Raw genomic sequence first — 18,248 nt, 5'->3', positions numbered from 1 at the left:
ATTATGTGGGTAGAAACACTCACAAATAGCAAGGGTACACGCTATAAGTATTGTGAGCGGTACGAGTTACCGAATGGTGATACACGCAAGGTATCCATAACGCTAAACAGTAATAGCGCCTATGCACGCAAGCAGGCAAGCATAGAACTACAAAACAAAATTAAAGATGTAATCAAGCAATTACATTTAGATCCTAATATCACGATGTACGAGGTGGCTCAATTATGGCTTGAGCATACCGAACCTACTGTAAAGATATCTACTCATTTACATCACAAGCTATATATTAAAAAGATATTTACCTACATTGATACGACTACCCCTATTGTGAAAGTAACACCTATCATGATTGAAAACATGGCCTATAGCGTGTACTACAAAGAGGAACTATCTTATCAATATGCTAAATCATTACTCACAATCACAAGGGCTATATTTAAGCATGCTAAACGTAGACGGCTTATTAAAGATATTCATGAAATAGAGGATATCACCATAAAGAAAAAGCCTTTTAGCCATACTGATATAGCAAAAAAACAAAATAAATTCCTTGATGCGGGCGAGCTTAAAAGCGTACTCTCTCAACTCACAAAGATCTCGCCTAGAATAGCCCTGCTTATCGAATTTATGAGTTTAACAGGTTTACGCATAGGGGAACTATTGGCATTGCGGTATTGTGATTATGACAAAGAAAAAGCCACCATAAATATAAATGGTACATTACAGTACTATTATAAAAATGGTAGCGATATAAAGCGGGGAACGCCTAAAAATATATATTCGGTTAGAGATGTAACCCTAGATAATAGATGCGTTAAAATTCTAAGTACAATCATGACGGATAACAAACGTCAATCTTTATGGTTTAAGGGTTATGAGGAACACGGCTATATATTTACGGCGAAACGTGGCAACCCCTATGACATGCAATATATCAATAAGCTATTAAAGCAGGTACACATAGAGGGTAAACACCTGACAACACATATTTTTAGACATACTCATATTAGTATATTGGCCGAGTTAGGTATACCGTTAAAGGCTATCATGCAACGTGTTGGCCACAATGACCCTGCTACTACGTTAAGCATTTATACACATGTAACGCAACAAATGAAAGATGATATCATAGAGAAATTAAATAGCCGTAATAGTTAAGACTGCCCCCTTACTGCCCCTTTGTGAATACTAGCACTCACAAATGCAGTAATTACGCTAATTATTAACCCTATTTATTGTCTCTCCGCCACATAAAAGAAGGTTATCTAATTGATAACCTTCTTTTTTTGTTTATAAAAAGGGACTGTACAAAAACAGTCCCTCTCATTTATTTTACATGTATTTGTTTTGCTACTTCTTGAATGATATCAGGATTTGTTCGGCAACATCCACCGATTATATTCGCACCAGCTTTGCGCCATATATCAATATAATCAATGAAGCTTTGTTGTCCGCCTGACCACGTTTTAGTATCTCCATCATAGGTTTCACCAAGATTTGGATATACAGCAATTGGCTTATTTGTGACAGATCTAATATCTTTAATCAAGGATTCTACATATTCCGGTGCTGTACAGTTAATACCTATGCCCGTCACTTGACGCACCTTCTCGATCATTTCAGCGCATTTAATGATGGTCTCCCCGCTTGAGATATGATATTCATCTTTGCAGGAAAAGGAAATCCATGCGGGAATGCCTTTTGTCGTAAGGGGATCACACAAGGTACGGGCAATAGCGATGGCCTCATCATAGCACGGCACAGTTTCACAGGCTAACACATCTGGGTTTTCTTCGCAGAATAATGCAATGCGAGGAATATGGAACACTTCTAAATATTCCGTTTGTACACCGTAGTCGCCACGATATTCCGATCCATCTGCCAAGAAAGCACCATATGGTCCGACAGAGGCGGCTACCAATGGTTTTGGTAAGGCCCCTTCAGAGAAGTAACGGACACTGCCATCTGGCAATTGTTCACCTAATGTAATGCCACGCAATGTAAGCGCATCATTCGCTTTAGCTTCTAAAAATTCATTACGTGCTTGCACGGCTAAACGAACAGATAACTTCACCAAATCTAATGCTTCTTCTGTACCATACCCATGAGCTTTAAATCCGGCTACAGTTGCTTGATAACCAGAACTTTCAATAATATCTGCACCGGCTGCCAAGTAGGAAATGTGCACTTTTTTGATGATTTCTGGATTTTCAATAAGCATCTTAGACGACCATAACTCATCATGAATATTACATCCATGACGTTCTAATTCTGTACCGAATGCACCATCTAGTACAAGAGGTCCATTTTCCTTTACAATCTTCAAAAATGCTTTTCGTTTAGCCATTCTATCACCTATTTCAAATCTTCTACAGGTGGTTCTTTACCAAACCACTTTTTATAAATCTCTGCATACTTACCATTTGCTTTAATCTTTGCGAGTCCATCGTTAATATTCTTTAACAATTCTGTATTGCCTTTTTTTACAGCAATACCAAGTGGTGCCGCATCATAGTCCTCTCCAGTGACCTTTGCGATACCTTTACCCTTCCCATTAACATAATATTCGTTTACCGGTGTATCATTGATAACTACATCTACGCCTTTATTCTCTAATTCCAAAAAGGCATCAACAATAATATTAAATTGTCGTACATCCGCATTTGGAATTTTGCTAGCAATCTCAGCGCCAGTTGAGCCAATAGAAACACCGATGCGTTTACCTTCTAGATCCTTAAAGCTATGAATAGTAGTATTATCAATATTTACAACAAGCCCATTACCTGCTATATAGTAGGGATTACTAAAATCTACTGATTTAGCGCGATCTTCAGAGATTGTCATATCAGAAATTGCAATATCAATTGTATTGCTTTGTAGTGCTGGTAACAGGGCATCAAAGTTTAAATTTTGAATATCCGCTTCAATCCCCTCTTCTTTGGCAACGGCATTAATTATATCGATATCAAAGCCATCCAACTTTCCGCTATCTTTATCTTTAAATCCAAATGGAGCATAGGTGGCATCAGTACCAACACGCCATACCTTATCATTACGAGTTGTATCACTACCACAACCAGCAATAAATAAACTACTAGCAATAGTAAAAGCCCCTAATAGGGCTGCAATTTTTTTTAGTTTCATATCTAACCTTATTTTAAGACTTCTTTTAAAATCCAAAGAGCCCTCTATTCTATTTCTAAGTAACTTGCCTATAAAATAAGCATAATAAAATAATACCCATAGAGGTATTATATATGTATCATATCACCCTCTATTTACTAGGTCAATAATTCCGACTATACAAATAGGTTTTATATAAGTATAGTTTTTAGCTATATCAAAAACACCTCCATCAAGATCATATTGAACTCGATGAAGGTGTTTTCCTCTATTTTATTAGAAGCACCGTGATTGATTATTTAGCTTTTTTAACTTTTACGTACATAGCTACTTTGTACAAGAATACGCAAAGTAATAAATACATTACAATACTGAGGTATGTTGCTTCAGGTGTTTCTACCCATGCTTCTGCAAATACATCAATACCGGCAATGCGAAGCACCGCACTGAACAAAGAGCCAATAGCACCACCGGCTACGAGACCAGATGCAATTGTGCTACCTTTGGAGAAGCGAAGATCTGCTAATTCTTTATCTTTCGTGCTATTTTGTACGAAGTATGCAATCAAACCACCGATAAGTAGTGGTGTGTTGATTTCCATTGGTAAATATGTGCCAAGAGCAAATGCCAACGGTGGAACCTTTACCATCCACAAAATAATAGCAAATAATGCACCTGCCATGTATAGAGGCCATTGTGCACTACCACCAGTCATCATAGGTTCGATGATAGCCGCCATAGCATTTGCTTGAGGAGCATTTAATGCATGATCCCCTACGAAGCCATATGCATCGTTTAGAAGGATCATAACACCTACGGAAAGGACTGCACAAAGGATGGTACCAACGATTTGCCATTGTTCCATTTTTTTAGGTGTCGCACCTGTCATATGCGCTACTTTAAGCTCGGACATGAAGTTACCAGCCATACCGATAGTTGTACCGATGAAGGATGCCATCATGAGGACAGCAATCATACCTACTTTGCCAGTCATGCCTGCTGCTGTTAAGCATACTGCGGAGATGATAATCATAAAGATTGTCATACCAGATACTGGTTCTGTACCAGTATACGCGATAGAGCTAATACCTACTACAGATAATAAGAAGGACATGATAAGAACGATTAAGAATGCTACTATTGTTTGAGTGAAGCTTTCAGCATACATAAAGTGGAAATATGCTGCGAATAGAACTGTACATAACAAGATGCCAGCACCAATCCAAGATGTAGGCACGTCGCGTTGTGTACGGAGCAAGTTAACATCTACAGATTTGGAGCTGAAGATATCAAGCACTGCATTTTTAACAACACTAGCTACAACTTTAGACATATTGAGTAGACCGATAATACCTGCCATAGCGAGCATACCGATACCAATATGGCGAACATAATCAAGGAATACCTTACGAATTGGAGCATCTGCTAACGGAACAGCTTGACCACCAATTTGCATGATATGTTCAGGCGCTAAATAATATACGATAGGAATACATACAAACCAGGAGAAGAAAGAACCAGCTGCAATAATTGCGGCATAGCGAAGACCTGTGAAGTAACCAAGACCAAGTAACGCTGCATCCGTATCAACTGCTGCAGTTAGCTTGGTTTGGTCTGCCAAGGCCGAACCCCATTTGAATGTTGTGGTACGTATAACCTCTTCCCACCAGCCAAGGCTGTTAAGAATAAAGTCATACACAAGAGCGATGAGACCAGAACCGAGCATAAGTTTCGCTTTGCTACCTTCATTACTCATTAGTACTTCAGCAGCAGCACGACCACTTGGGAACGGATACACATAGTGCATTTCCTCAACGAAGTAGCGACGGAACATAACGCATAATAAAACACCAAGTACGCCACCGAGGATAATAGGAATTGCCATTTGCACAAAGGAAACATCTGTTACATTCCAGATATATAATGCAGGCAAGAAGAACATGGCACCGGCTAAGGTGTTCGTACTAGAACTAGCGATAGCCTGAATATGAACCGTTTCGGCAAATGCATTTTGCCGTTTCAAAATAACTGCTGTACCCATAGCGAGCACAGATACTGGAGCGAAGGCATCTACTGTTTGACCGATTTTCAAACATAGATAGCCAACAGCCAGTGTAAAAATTGCCGCATAGAATAGGCCCCAGAATACTACATATGAGTTAATCTCTACGTAATCCTTCTTAGGATCTAAGACTGGTTCTACGGGCGGAATTGAACGAGTTTCGTCCGACATAGTAAAACCTCCTAACATAAAAAGTACAAACGTATATCTATTCACCTTTATAGTATCACGGTCATATGCTCGATTCAATTACTTTATATGCATAACAAGAATATTTTTACACGTTATACACCAATTTCTTTGCATTTTGTCTATTAGTGGTCTACAATGAGGATATAGTATGACTATCTATTTTACAGTAATTTGTAGTCAAATTCATATATTCATTATATTTTCACAAGGAGGCTCATTATGGAACCAATGGTCGAACGTTTTGTACGCTATACAAGCATAAATACACGTTCTAACGAGGAAAGCACAACAATTCCTAGTACTCAAACGCAAGTAGACTTTGCTACAAACGTACTTGTTCCAGATTTAAAAGCAATCGGCTTGGACGAAGTTATCTACAACCGTGAGAATGGCTTTGTTATTGGTACCCTTAACGCTAATACAGAGGCCCCTGCCCCTTCTATTGGCTTTATCGCCCATATGGATACAGCTGATTACAATGCAGAAAACATTAAACCACGTATCATTGAAAACTATGATGGTAGCGATATTTGCCTCAACGAAGAGCATCAAATCTTCACACGTCGTGCAGACTTTCCTAACCTAAAAAACTATATTGGTAAATCCTTAGTGGTAACCGATGGTCTAACACTTCTCGGCGGCGACGATAAGGCTGGAATCTGTGAAATCATAGAGGCTCTATCCTATCTTGTAGCGCATCCAGAGATTAAACATGGTAAGATTATGTGCGCCTTTGGTCCTGACGAAGAAATCGGTACTGGCGCAGATCACTTTGATGTAAAACAATTCCCTGTTGACTATGCGTACACTATCGACGGTGAAAGCCTCGGCCAACTTGAATATGAAACATTTAATGCTGCTGGCGGTACAGTCATCCTTAAAGGGGTCTCTGTTCACACAGGTACAGCCAAAGGCATTATGATTAACTGTGCTAAATTAGCTATGCAATTCGATGCTCTATTACCAGGTGCGGCCGTTCCTGAACATACCTGTGGTCGTCAAGGTTTCTTTATGCTCATGAGTATGGAAACACAAGTAGATACAGGTAAAATGAACTATATCATCCGCGACCACGACAAAGAATTATTCGAGGCAAAAAAAGCCTTCTTCTTACAAGCAGGTCAAACCTTAAACGAAATTTACGGCCGTGAAGTATGTGAAGTATCTGTTAAAGATCAATACTATAACATGTACGATATTATCAAAGACAATATGGAATGTGTAAACGTAGCTAAAGCAGCAATGGAAAAAGCTGGTATTACACCTCTTTGTGATCCTATCCGAGGCGGTACGGACGGTTCTAAAATTTCCTTCATGGGTATCCCTACACCAAATATTTTCACAGGTGTAGAAAACCTACATGGTCGTCATGAATTTGCATGTATCGACGATATGAAAAAAGCTGTGGAAGTAATCGTTAATATTGTAAATATCGAAAAATAATACTATAAGACAGCAAAATGACTATTCGAACATCTACTCGAATAGTCATTTTTATTAGCCTATTAAGTTATAATAACAATCTATTAACACAACCTTTTAAGCAAGTTGCCCATTGCGTTTACGATTTCTAATTTGTTCTTCTTCAGCACGGGCTTTTAAAGAAAGATCTTTATCAGTCCCTACATAACGGCCGTAGAGTAAATAATACGCAACGAATGCAAGAAGTGCTACTACAACAGTAACATGGAACATACTTGTATAACCAACAACCTCTTTAATAGCACCTAAAATATATGGACCAAAACCTAAGCCCATATCTAAGGCAATGAAGTATGTTGATGTAGCAACACCGATACGGTGTACTGGTACGATTTTAACAGTTACGGCTTGACCGTTTGACATAAATGTACCGTAACCAAGGCCAACAAACACAGCAGATAAGAGTATAAGCCATGTAGAGTGAGCGATGGACAACAAGAAAATACCAAGTGCTAAAGATATAAAGCAAGGGTAAAGAACGAAGTTTTCCCCTTTCATATCAAATACAATACCAAGTAATGGTCTTGTTATCGTAATAACTACAGCATATACAACGAAGAAGAATGTACCTGCTAAGATAAGGTTTAAATCTTTTGTATAAGCTGCCATAAAACCGATAACACCAGAGTATGCAAAACCTACTAGTATAGAAACAAGACTAATAGAATTCATACGTGGTTCGATATAATCGGAAATTTTAATGCCTTTATGTTCTTCAGAATCAATATCAAGCTTAGGTTCATTAAATTTCATGATAACGGAACCGATACCACAAAGGATGATAAGAGCAACACAGAAGGCGATGATAAAGTCATAGCCAAGGCTATGAAGCATCAAAATACCTAAGAATGGGCCTACTGCAGCGGCAAGAGATGTAGACAAGCCATAGTAGTTAATCCCTTCACCACGACGTGACATTGGAATAATAGCGGCTACGATTGTACTTGTAGCTGTAGATGTAATACCGTAGGCAAAACCATTTAAGAAACGAACGCTATCGAGCATTGCTAAATTAGGTGTGTAGAAATACATGGCTGTTGAAGCCAAATAAATTAACAAGCCTAAATAGAGCATCTTACGACAGCCTAATACGCTGATAAAACGCCCCGCTAAGAGACGTGCCACTACGGTACCAATAATATAAATACCAACAGCTAAACCAGCCTGGCTCGCTGTGGCATGAAGATTCTCTTTAGCAACTACAGCTATAATAACGATTAGTAAATAATAAATTAAAAATACTAAGAAATTAATCAAAGTATCGAGGACAAATGATCTTGTCCATAAGGCCTCTTTAGCCTTATCCATAGTATCAACTCCATTTTCTAAAACAATTGTCAACCACATAATGACATTGGTTATTATAGACTTATCATTTCAAAAAACAAGTTTTAAAAAATTATTATTGTTATCACTTTTATTTATAACAATTCGTTTTATATCATTGTTAATATAGCTTTTTCCATTTTAAAAGCTCATATAAATTTTTAATAATAAAACACCTTTGACAGTTGTTATGACAAAGAAAAAGCGTTTTAACAACTAACAAAGGTGTTTATGTATATATGTACTTTATTTAGTTTTCAATCCACAAGCATCAAAGAATTTCTTATAAGCTTCAGCCTTCTTTATAAGACTTAAGGGATACGCTCGTGATGTAGATGGCAATCTCGTCAACGTAAGCTGATGCCCATGATACACGAAAGGAATCGTTTCTCCCGTTTTCGGTAGTTTAACCTTATCTGGTAACAAGCTAAGTAAAACCTCTGTGGCCTTACCGCCTGTTGTTCCTATATGTTTACAATAAGGAATCTGTGCCAATACTTCATCGAGGTGCACCGGTTCTATGACCTTTAAAAACGCATCTGACGCATTGCCACGTTCACGAACAGCTTTAAGTACAGTTGGACAAGAGGCAATGCCCATTTGAGACAAAAAAGATTTAATCTTTTCTGCGTCAAAGGCCTTTTCTTCACCCTTTCTAAAATGGTCCTTATCACCAAAGAAAACTATGCCATATACGCGCCACATATCATTTTGAAAATTAGGATAGTGAAACTCCATAGCCCGTTTTTCAGAGGTTGGTGGAAATGTGCCCATTGTCATAACCGTTGTATTCTTGGGTAAAAACGGCGGAAACGGTCTTGTTTCTACAACTTCGTTAGAACCTAGTTCAATGGTATCATTCTTCACAATATACATCTCCTTATTTGCTTATGCTAAAAGTCCACTTTCACACTAACAAGTATACGTCAGTAATACCATAATAAAAATCACATTTTACTGAACAACGGGTTGCTTCATAATGGCATTAATCGCATCAAATCCAGTCGGCACTGGGGAAACGAGATATAAGCATACAACAGCCGCTACAGCAAATCCAATGGCTAAGTATGAGAAGGTACCACGTTTAGGGAATTCATAGAGACCAAACATACGCGTACCGATTGCAGCACCAATAGCAGTAATAAAGGACGGAATAGAGAATAATCCATATACACCTAATACAACCATTAAACCTGCATAACCACCTACAACAGTAATCATCGGTAACATGCGATCCATAGGCGTTTTATAATCACGTGTTAGACCCGCTAGATAGTTGGAGCTTTCAACACCAAATAAACCAAGGAAAATACCGAAGTCAACCCATATAAACTCCCAGATTCCCTTAAATGCATCACGATTACGACCTGCATACCAAGCAAAGGCTGTAATCAACAGAATAGCAAGCCCTGCAAAGCCAAAATAATAATCTTCACTGATAGTAGGCCCTACATAGGCACCTACAGCCGTTACAACAGCACTAAGAACAGATAAAATAACGACGCGATGTATTGCTGGACGATCACGTTCAGGAATGCGTTTATATACTGTAGCCATCAACTCTAATACAAAGCAAGCCATAAAGACCCCAATACCTGCTGGAGGCGATAAGAATGTAATGAGCGCCGTAAGCACGATAGGAATAGTGATGCGCCAACGAGGGAACAATACTAAATCCTTATAATCTAGACGGACATCCTGTGTTTCAGCAGTGAAATTATTATACACAACGAAAAGTAACATAAACGCTACCACATCCAAAGGTCTTGCCCCCCAGATTAACAATGTTGGTACAATAATCATAGACAATGCAACGCCAGAGATTCTAGACAAACCAGCTGCTACAAAGCCGAGAAGTAAAAACGGTAATAATAGTGTTATAAATTCTAACATAATAAACCTCCCATCATCATATAAATCTAAGTATATAGTAATTAAGTACAAATTACTATACCGAATAATTCGAGGTTTATACAGATTTTATATGGAATATGTTTATAAGCTAACTGGTTGTTATAATCAATGTCGTTTTAGACGATTTCTTACAACCGATGTAGAACATTCTAATCGTTGTGCAATGGCAGCAATAGAAACCCCTTCCATCCGAAGACGCCTAATCTCATTTTCGTCTATCTCCAAACGCTTCCCCCTCAAGGAAACACCAGACTCACGCAAATATAAAGCCACTGTATTGGCCTGAAGTTGGTAAGCCACGCCAATGTCTTTCGTACTCATGCCATGATATGTATAGAGATAGTTCATTTCTTCAATAGGCAATACCTTTCTTCTACCCCCACGTATTGAGACCCCCATATGACGTAATATATGTAATACCTTCCACCGCGTAAGCCCCGTCATATTTGCTATATAGGATGTACTATTGCCACTTTCATAAGACTTTTTAATGCGCTCTGGATTAATACTATGTATAGAATGTGGGTGCGTGCAAAGCACGCCATACTCATGTAATCGATTAGAAATTGTGGCTGCCGATACATTAAAGCGATGGGCCAGTGTATCAATACTGGCATGATTATCTTCATACAAAGATACCAGGGTCGCTCTACTAATATCTTTGCGTTTAGTACGGCGCGGAATATTATAATCATCCATACGACGTACAACTGTATCTACGCTGCAGCCAATATAATCAGCTACATCTCGCAAAGTCCAACCTTCTTTGACATATAGATTTTCGAGCAATTGCTTTGGAATATTTCGTACACTGCGATACATATATACGGCTCCTCTCCTATTATTACAGAATATAATGTATAACTCCTCTTATAACTATGATTATGAAAGCAAATCCCTATATTTTGCAATACAAAAAGGGTTCCTAATAGTCACCCCCGTGACTATTAGGAACCCTTGTCTTATTTAGGAACTTATATATTATCGAGCTCTATGTCGCAATGCTTTTGGCTTATCTAATATAAAAGCCCATTTCATACCTTCTTTTACAGCATGATGTGATTTACGAGCCTTTTTCATTTCTACTGATTTTGCCGTAACCCCCACATCACTAAGAAGAACCTTACCTTCTTTCATCGCTTTATCGCGTTTAAAATCGGCTAATCGTTCTACCAAAGGAGCTGTCACTGTATGAACAGCCTCTACTAAAGGCTTATTATGTTCTTTTAAATCTTTTTGTTGTATTTTAACTGGCTTTTGGACCACCTCTGGGTTAACCTCTTTTTGTTGTGTTTCAAACGGCTTATGGTCCAACGCAGGATTAAACAACTCATCAAGATTACGTTCTATGGAAATACCATATTCGCGTTCCATCTCCTCCCAAGTTCTAGCCTCACCAGAGTTTTCATACTCATCAGAGTCCTCTGATTTGCCGCCTTTCAAGAAAGAAAACGCAATATATCCAATAATAGCTAGAACAAATATAGGATTATGCTGAAAGATAGATAGTACAGTAGACAAAATAGAGTCCATAGTTACTCCTATTCACTATCTGCTAGATTTTCACGCATTTTAGTGTCTGCAATAATATTGTTCATATTGTAGTAATCCATAACACCAAGATTGCCATTTCTGAAAGCTTCTGCCAATGCTTTAGGAACTTCAGCTTGCGCTTCCACAACCTTAGCTTGCATGTCTTGTGTTTTAGCACGCATTTCTTGTTCTGTAGCAACCGCCATGGCACGGCGTTCTTCGGCGCGAGCTTGAGCAATTTTCTTATCTGCTTCTGCTTGGTCAGTTTGCAATTGTGCACCGATGTTACGTCCTACGTCTACGTCAGCGATATCAATGGACAAGATTTCGAATGCAGTACCTGCATCAAGACCTTTACCCAATACAGTACGAGAAATGTGATCCGGATTTTCCAATACATCTGTATGTTCTTCAGAGGAACCTACAGTCGTTACGATACCTTCGCCTACACGAGCGATGATAGTAGCTTCACCAGCACCACCAACGAGGCGGTCAATATTAGCACGTACAGTAACGCGAGCACGAACCTTGAGTTCGATACCATTTTTTGCTACTGCAGAGATAATTGGTGTTTCAATAACTTTAGGGTTAACGGACATTTGTACTGCTTCCAATACATCACGACCTGCAAGGTCGATAGCTGCGGAGCGTTCGAAAGTTAAAGGAATAGATGCGCGTTCAGCGGCAATCAACGCATCTACAACGCGGTCAACATCACCACCAGCAAGGTAATGAGCTTCCAGTTGATTTACATTTACATCAAGGCCTGCTTTATTGGCTTTAATCAAAGGCATTACAATTTGAGATGGGTTTACACGACGTAAGCGCATACCTACGAGTGTAAAAATACCAACGTTAACGCCTGCTGCAAGAGCAGATACCCAAAGGCCTAATGGCACAACATACAAGAACACCATAATCCCAATCAGTAGAATGGGAATCAAAATTAAAATACCGACATCCATAGTAACCTCCACGAGTCCTAGAATAATACTTATTGAGGGCGTACGATATTACGACCTCCTACAACACGAACTACTACAATAGGTGTACCAGCTTCGATGAAATCGCCTTCTGTAACAACATCGACAAATTGATCATCAATACGTGCGACGCCTGCAGGTCGCAATGTACTTTGAGCGACACCAATCTTGCCTTCTAAATCAGTTTGCACATCATTAGATACATAACCTTGTTGTGTAGTAGAGCGTTGACCTAGGGTAAACAATTTACCAATCCAAGTCCGAGAAAAATGATTAAAGAAGGTTAATAATAATACAACTAAGAGTATTGTGATACCAAGTACTGCGTATAAAGCTAAATCTGTTCCACCAAGGCCGATAAAGACACCCCACATGAACACACTGTATCCAATGAGCCCAGCAATACCACCTGGTATAACCAATTCAATAGCCATCAACATAATACCGATAACAAGCCAAAAAATATAATCCATATAAACCTCCTTCCACAAAGTATTTCACACAATATATTATACAATAGACATTTATATTTTACCAATGAACAGTGCTTATCATCATAATCCCGTCCTATTTTTATAAACATATATTCAAAAGTCAAAACGCGTAGCCAAAAGCTACGCGTTTAATTATGTATTTAGTTATACATCAGTTTTCTTTAATTGATCATTACCAATGCCTGTTTTTTGCAAGATAAGAAGTACAACACTCATCCCCATGCCTACAACAGTAGCTAAACCCATACCTTTTAAGATAATTGGACCCACTACGAGTTGAGCACCACTAAGGCCAACAACGAGGATAACAGAAGTAAGAATCATGTTTACAGGATTCGTATAGTCTACCTTACGTTCCACCAACATACGTAAACCAGATGCTGCGATAATACCAAACAATAGGATTGATACCCCGCCCATAACGGGAACAGGAATCGCATGAATCAATGCGGCCACCTTACCTACGAAGGACACAATCATAGCCAATACAGCCGCACCACCGATAACCCATACACTAAAGCATCTTGTAATCGCTAATACACCAATATTTTCACCATATGTAGTATTCGGTGTGGCACCAAAGAAGCCAGATAAGATATTAGCAAGGCCATCGCCTAACAAAGAACGTTCTAGACCTGGTTCTTTCATAAGATCTTTAGCCACGATATTGCTAGTTACAACAAGATGTCCTACGTGTTCAGCAAATACCACAAAGAGAGCTGGCATAATCATGATAATCGCATTAATATCAAATACAGGCATGCCATAGAACTGAGGCAAAGAGAACCAAGGAGCGGCTTCAACACCAGAGAAGTCAACAACACCCATAATAGCAGATAAAATGTAACCTGCTACTACACCGATTAATACAGGAATAACTGCAAGAAAACCGCGGAACACAACAGTACCTAATAAAGTTACAATCAAGGAGAACATAGATACTATAATAGCTTGATCATGAGACATACCTAAATTTTGATCACCGATGAGACCGGCCATTCCCATAGCTACTGGTGCTAACTCGAGACCGATAATAGCAACGATAGCCCCCATAGCCGCTGGCGGGAATAATTTATCAATCCAGCCGATACCAATGTATCGAACTAAAATAGATAAAATAACAAAGGATAAACCAAACATTACAAAGGCACCTTTGGCAGCTTCGTAACCAAGACCAGCGGTAAGTACCGCCCCAACCGGAGCAATAAAGGCAAAGCTAGAGCCCAAGTAAGCAGGAATTTTCCCCTTACATATAAAGAGATACAGCAAAGTCCCGATGCCATTCATAAATAATGCTGTTGCTGGATCTACTTTCAATAAATACGGTACGAGTACCGTAGAACCAAACATAGCAAATAAATGTTGTAGACTAAGCGGCAATAATTTTCCCATCGATGGGCGTTCTTGAATATCAATAAAATCTTTCATTGTTTTCCCTCATACATATACAACTCATATAGATTATCTTTTATCTGGCGGTACAAATCGGCCTGGCAATTTAGGCTCTACTTGTTTGCTAGGTTTAAAACGACTGCGCGTTTCCTCACGAAGAGACGGCAATGTTTCCTTGGTTCCTACCGGTTTAACCCCCTCTACACCACGTCTAGCAATGCTTGCCAAAATACCAATAGCCATACAGTTCATCATCAAAGAGGAACCACCATAGCTAATGAATGGCAACGGAACACCTGTGACAGGCAACATACCACAAACCATAGCAATATTAAAGAATGCTTGTCCACCGATAAGAATAGTAATACCTAGAGCTAACCATTTGCCAAAGGAATCTCGCGCCCGATTTGCAATGCGAAAGCCAAAATAGGTGAATGTCGCCATTAATAACACGACGAAAATACTACCTAGAAAACCCATTTCCTGTGCCCAAACAGCAAAGGCAAAATCTGTATGCGCTTCAGGTAGGTAAAAATACTTAGAGGTACCATTCATAAACCCTTGACCAAAGAAACCACCTGAACCAACGGCTAACAAACCTTGTACAGTTTGGTAACCTTGATCCTGTGCATAGGACCAGGGATCAAACCACGACTCGACACGCTTCCAACGATAATCAGAACTACGAGCCATATAAGCGCCACCAATAATAGCTAATATAAAAGTAATGCCAAAAATTCCCTTTTCGAAACCAGAGAGAAAAATCAGTAAAAAAGAAAATCCTACAATGAGTACAGCAGTCCCCATATCTGGTTGTTTAAATGTAAGCAACGCAAATGCAAGGGGCCAAAACAACATATACACCATGTATCGAATGCGTTCCCACCAGAACCAGAGGAAGACTTGCCATTGTTTAAGGTCCTTTACTCTCTGCAATATGGATTTAAATCTTGGATTCTTCCAAGGTTTATCCGCTAATTTAGCGGCAGTCCATAACAAGGCTGCTAACTTTGCAAATTCTGAAGGTTGTAATGAAAAGCGCCCAATCGGAATCCAGCGCCGTGCACCATTTACCTCTACACCAACAAAATATATAGCAGCTAATAATACTGCCGTAACATACATAATACGTCTTAATAGCGTAGGATTCTGTAATTTTCGATAATCATATCGATATAATAAAACACCAAAAACAGCAGAAACCAACAAAAACAATCCATGTTTAGGTGCATAGCCCCACAATCCATCATCAGTCGTAATGGACCCAACATAGGTGGCACTAAAAATATTAATGACCCCTATGAGCGCCATAAGTACGATGGGTAATAACATACCTTGGAGGTCATTTTTAAACACCTTCTCCCAAAGATGTTCAACCTGTTCCCCTTTTTTCCCCATGTTACGCCTCCTTAGTAGCAGCTGGTTTTACCGCTTCTAATCGGAAAATTGGTTGTCCTTTAGCACTAAATTTTTCCTCATATTCTGTTTTTACATTTGGCAAATCTGTACTATGTAAATCATAGGTTACATTTTTAAGTTCCCAACCACAATTTTGGAACTCTTCTAGGGAGAACATAAACAAACCTTCATTATCTGTTTTAAAATGAACCTCCCCATTATCTTTTAGTAAACGCGCATATCGATCAAGGAATGTATGATATGTCAAACGACGTTTAGCATGCTTAGCCTTAGGCCATGGATCACAGAAATTGATATAGAATCGGTCTACTTCACCAGGTGCCACGATTTCTTCAATGCCTGCAATATCAAACAAAGACACCTTTGCATTATCTCGCTCAGCTTCAAATATCTTTTGCGCCGCATAATAAATAACGCCAATTTGTACTTCAAAGCCAACAAAATTCGCATCTGGATGTGCTTCGGACATACCTGCAATAAAACGACCTTTACCAGTCCCTAACTCCATATACAAAGGACGCTCTGGATGAGAAAATGCTTCACGCCATTTCCCCTTATAATTCTCTTGTCCCGATAAAATAATATGTGAATCATAATCGTGAATAGCCTCATCAATCCACGGTTTTCTACGAAGACGCATCGTTTCTCCTTCTATCTATATTCTGAAAGTACTATATTATATAACTAATTGTTACCTATCCTTATTATTATAGAGAAAGCCTTTACATCACGTCAATTAGTAATATGAAAAAGCCCATGCTCTTTGTAGTGACCCCAAAAAGTTAGACTTTTATTTCCGAGTAACCTAAACTGGTTGCTCGGAATTTTTTATGCTGCAGTAATAGCTAAACGATAGTCAACTGGACTTAGCCAGTTCAATTTTTCCTTAATTCGTTTAGTATTGTAATACATAATATAGTTTTCAATCGCCATTTTTAACTCATCATAACTATGAAAGGTATTGTCATAATACATCTCTTGTTTTAAGATAGCAAAGAAGTTTTCCATTGGTGAATTGTCGAGACAATTACCTCTTCTAGACATACTTTGAAATATGTTATGCACTTTTAAATTATGTTGATACGCTTTCATTTGGTAACCCCAACCACGGTCAGAATGAAATGTCCGTCGATACTTAGCATCGGCAGTCTTTTCAATCGCCTGTTGTTGTGCTGAAAGTATAGACTCAGCCGATGGTGTAGGACTTATACTAAAACTAATAATTTCAAGATTATATAAATCCATAAATGGATCTAAGTATAGTTTTCCAACTTTCAAAGCACCGTTTGCATTTAGTTCATAATACTTAAATTCAGTTGTATCTGTAGTAATTTTTTGATGTGGTTGACTGCAATAGAATCTACGCTTAATGCGATTAGGTGCAATCCGTCCTTTAACGCCTTTATATGAGTTATATTTTCGGCTCTTACGGGAGAATGCTATTACTTGCAGATTGAACTTTTGCATAATTCGTTGCAATCGTTTCTTATTAATAACAATACCTCGTGATCGCAACAAAGGTAACAACCTTCTATATCCATAGTTGGGATGGTTCTTACGAATATCTTCAATAGCTATTCGTATTTGTAGATCTGGATCTACTCGGTCAAAGCGCTGTTGCCAGTACATATATGTTGCTTTTGGAAAACGTAAGGCAGCAAGAATCTCAGTTAGTTTGAATTCTCTTCGGAGACTGCTAATGATTCTTGCTGTTCTTTCATTTTTCGAGCGTCCTCGAGGCGCAATCTCCTCAATTCTTTTAAATAGGCATTCTCTATTTGAGCATAGCGTAATTGTTTTTCCAATTCTAAAATACGAGCTTGCTCTGGTGTTAATTCTTTTTTCTTCTTTTGGTTACGTGATTTAGTATGTGTGGTAATCTTTGCTTTTTCATCTGTTCGACTCATGGTAGGTATTCGTCCTTTCGGTCGCTCGACAAAAGCATTGGTCCCATATTTCATAAAATCCGACTTCCAGCGAGCTATTAATGAAGGATTATTCAGCCCATATTGTAATGCAATTTGCCGATACGATAATTCACTAGTTAAGTATGACTCTACCATAGCTAGCTTAAATTCTGAAGTATATCTTGTATTATTTCGCTTTCGACACAAACCATCTTTACCAAATTCTTTAAATGCACTAATCCAACGACGAACTTGCGATGTAGTCTTTAAACCATATTTCTTAGTTAAATACTCATATCCACCCTCGCCGTTTAGATATGCGGTAACGACTTTTAATTTAAATATAAGGCTATATTTTGCCATAGAAAAACCGACCTCCTTAACGTTAAGATTTTTGGTCTAACATTAAGGGGTCGGTTCA

At 38.6% G+C, this 18,248-nt stretch carries 16 protein-coding genes; 2 read left to right on the top strand and 14 right to left on the bottom strand.

All coding sequences use genetic code 11. From position 1 onward, the window contains the following. Positions 1-3: 3 nt before the first annotated feature. The gene (locus VTHSUH11_RS00080) at positions 4-1,158 is read left to right on the top strand and encodes a tyrosine-type recombinase/integrase (protein WP_105092198.1); all 1,155 of its coding nucleotides are present in this window, start codon (positions 4-6) and stop codon (positions 1,156-1,158) included. 169 nt (positions 1,159-1,327) lie between these two features. Here the strand turns inward: VTHSUH11_RS00080 and mmuM are convergent, their stop codons facing one another. The 3 genes from mmuM to VTHSUH11_RS00065 form a co-directional block, all read right to left on the bottom strand. Beyond that, positions 1,328-2,347, bottom strand: a complete 1,020-nt coding sequence (gene mmuM / locus VTHSUH11_RS00075; RefSeq protein WP_105092197.1) for a homocysteine S-methyltransferase — start codon at positions 2,345-2,347, stop codon at positions 1,328-1,330. Positions 2,348-2,355: 8 nt separating this feature from the next. After that, a complete protein-coding gene (locus tag VTHSUH11_RS00070) occupies positions 2,356-3,144 on the bottom strand; it encodes a basic amino acid ABC transporter substrate-binding protein (protein WP_059361554.1) in 789 nt (262 codons plus the stop codon). A 274-nt stretch (positions 3,145-3,418) separates the two neighbouring features. Continuing rightward, entirely contained in the window at positions 3,419-5,356 is a 1,938-nt protein-coding gene (locus VTHSUH11_RS00065; RefSeq protein WP_105092196.1) for an OPT family oligopeptide transporter, read from the bottom strand. Between the two features lie 240 nt (positions 5,357-5,596). On the opposite strand from VTHSUH11_RS00065, the gene pepT reads away from it, so the two are divergent. After that, positions 5,597-6,820, top strand: a complete 1,224-nt coding sequence (gene pepT, locus VTHSUH11_RS00060) for a peptidase T (RefSeq protein ID WP_105092195.1) — start codon at positions 5,597-5,599, stop codon at positions 6,818-6,820. 96 nt (positions 6,821-6,916) lie between these two features. Here the strand turns inward: pepT and VTHSUH11_RS00055 are convergent, their stop codons facing one another. The 11 genes from VTHSUH11_RS00055 to VTHSUH11_RS00005 form a co-directional block, all read right to left on the bottom strand. Next, on the bottom strand, positions 6,917-8,167 hold the full coding sequence (locus VTHSUH11_RS00055; protein ID WP_105092194.1) for an MFS transporter: 1,251 nt from the start codon (positions 8,165-8,167) through the stop codon (positions 6,917-6,919). Between the two features lie 264 nt (positions 8,168-8,431). Next, the gene (locus VTHSUH11_RS00050; protein ID WP_105092193.1) at positions 8,432-9,061 is read right to left on the bottom strand and encodes a DNA glycosylase; all 630 of its coding nucleotides are present in this window, start codon (positions 9,059-9,061) and stop codon (positions 8,432-8,434) included. A gap of 78 nt (positions 9,062-9,139) precedes the next feature. After that, entirely contained in the window at positions 9,140-10,078 is a 939-nt protein-coding gene (locus VTHSUH11_RS00045; protein WP_105092192.1) for a hypothetical protein, read from the bottom strand. A 126-nt stretch (positions 10,079-10,204) separates the two neighbouring features. Continuing rightward, on the bottom strand, positions 10,205-10,921 hold the full coding sequence (locus tag VTHSUH11_RS00040) for a helix-turn-helix domain-containing protein (protein ID WP_105092191.1): 717 nt from the start codon (positions 10,919-10,921) through the stop codon (positions 10,205-10,207). Between the two features lie 159 nt (positions 10,922-11,080). Beyond that, complete coding sequence (locus VTHSUH11_RS00035) at positions 11,081-11,632, bottom strand: hypothetical protein (protein ID WP_105092190.1); 552 nt, start codon at positions 11,630-11,632, stop codon at positions 11,081-11,083. A gap of 8 nt (positions 11,633-11,640) precedes the next feature. Next, a complete protein-coding gene (gene floA, locus VTHSUH11_RS00030) occupies positions 11,641-12,597 on the bottom strand; it encodes a flotillin-like protein FloA (RefSeq protein ID WP_059361546.1) in 957 nt (318 codons plus the stop codon). Between the two features lie 29 nt (positions 12,598-12,626). Next, positions 12,627-13,088 carry an NfeD family protein gene (locus VTHSUH11_RS00025; protein ID WP_105092189.1) on the bottom strand — a complete coding sequence of 154 codons (462 nt, stop codon included), beginning with the start codon at positions 13,086-13,088 and terminating at the stop codon, positions 12,627-12,629. Between the two features lie 165 nt (positions 13,089-13,253). Next, entirely contained in the window at positions 13,254-14,537 is a 1,284-nt protein-coding gene (gene uraA / locus VTHSUH11_RS00020) for a uracil permease (RefSeq protein ID WP_059361544.1), read from the bottom strand. Positions 14,538-14,570: 33 nt separating this feature from the next. Then, positions 14,571-15,899, bottom strand: a complete 1,329-nt coding sequence (locus VTHSUH11_RS00015) for an FtsW/RodA/SpoVE family cell cycle protein (protein WP_105092188.1) — start codon at positions 15,897-15,899, stop codon at positions 14,571-14,573. Between the two features lies 1 nt (position 15,900). Then, positions 15,901-16,560 (bottom strand): tRNA (guanosine(46)-N7)-methyltransferase TrmB, encoded by a 660-nt coding sequence (gene trmB / locus VTHSUH11_RS00010; RefSeq protein ID WP_105092187.1) that lies wholly within the window; start codon positions 16,558-16,560, stop codon positions 15,901-15,903. Positions 16,561-16,748: 188 nt separating this feature from the next. Beyond that, positions 16,749-18,190, bottom strand: a protein-coding gene (locus VTHSUH11_RS00005) for an IS3 family transposase (RefSeq protein ID WP_105092186.1) whose coding sequence is annotated in 2 segments (ribosomal slippage) — positions 16,749-17,602 and positions 17,602-18,190 — 1,443 coding nt in all. Because the reading frame shifts where the segments join, the coding sequence is not laid out codon by codon here. Positions 18,191-18,248 lie beyond the last annotated feature (58 nt).

It is taken from the genome of Veillonella tobetsuensis, assembly GCF_002959935.1.
In the GTDB taxonomy this organism is placed as follows: Bacteria; Bacillota; Negativicutes; order Veillonellales; family Veillonellaceae; genus Veillonella; species Veillonella tobetsuensis.
Note: the sequence above shows the minus strand (reverse complement) of the source record. Positions and strands in the feature narration are given on the sequence as shown.

Coding starts and splice junctions, on each gene's coding strand:
- VTHSUH11_RS00065 (WP_105092196.1), bottom strand. CDS start 5,356: ATGTCGGACGAAACTCGTTCAATTCCGCCCGTAGAACCAGTCTTAGAT.
- pepT (WP_105092195.1), top strand. CDS start 5,597: ATGGAACCAATGGTCGAACGTTTTGTACGCTATACAAGCATAAATACA.
- VTHSUH11_RS00035 (WP_105092190.1), bottom strand. CDS start 11,632: ATGGACTCTATTTTGTCTACTGTACTATCTATCTTTCAGCATAATCCT.
- uraA (WP_059361544.1), bottom strand. CDS start 14,537: ATGAAAGATTTTATTGATATTCAAGAACGCCCATCGATGGGAAAATTA.
- VTHSUH11_RS00050 (WP_105092193.1), bottom strand. CDS start 9,061: ATGTATATTGTGAAGAATGATACCATTGAACTAGGTTCTAACGAAGTT.
- floA (WP_059361546.1), bottom strand. CDS start 12,597: ATGGATGTCGGTATTTTAATTTTGATTCCCATTCTACTGATTGGGATT.
- VTHSUH11_RS00080 (WP_105092198.1), top strand. CDS start 4: ATGTGGGTAGAAACACTCACAAATAGCAAGGGTACACGCTATAAGTAT.
- VTHSUH11_RS00015 (WP_105092188.1), bottom strand. CDS start 15,899: ATGGGGAAAAAAGGGGAACAGGTTGAACATCTTTGGGAGAAGGTGTTT.
- VTHSUH11_RS00070 (WP_059361554.1), bottom strand. CDS start 3,144: ATGAAACTAAAAAAAATTGCAGCCCTATTAGGGGCTTTTACTATTGCT.
- VTHSUH11_RS00045 (WP_105092192.1), bottom strand. CDS start 10,078: ATGTTAGAATTTATAACACTATTATTACCGTTTTTACTTCTCGGCTTT.
- VTHSUH11_RS00025 (WP_105092189.1), bottom strand. CDS start 13,088: ATGGATTATATTTTTTGGCTTGTTATCGGTATTATGTTGATGGCTATT.
- mmuM (WP_105092197.1), bottom strand. CDS start 2,347: ATGGCTAAACGAAAAGCATTTTTGAAGATTGTAAAGGAAAATGGACCT.
- VTHSUH11_RS00055 (WP_105092194.1), bottom strand. CDS start 8,167: ATGGATAAGGCTAAAGAGGCCTTATGGACAAGATCATTTGTCCTCGAT.
- VTHSUH11_RS00040 (WP_105092191.1), bottom strand. CDS start 10,921: ATGTATCGCAGTGTACGAAATATTCCAAAGCAATTGCTCGAAAATCTA.
- trmB (WP_105092187.1), bottom strand. CDS start 16,560: ATGCGTCTTCGTAGAAAACCGTGGATTGATGAGGCTATTCACGATTAT.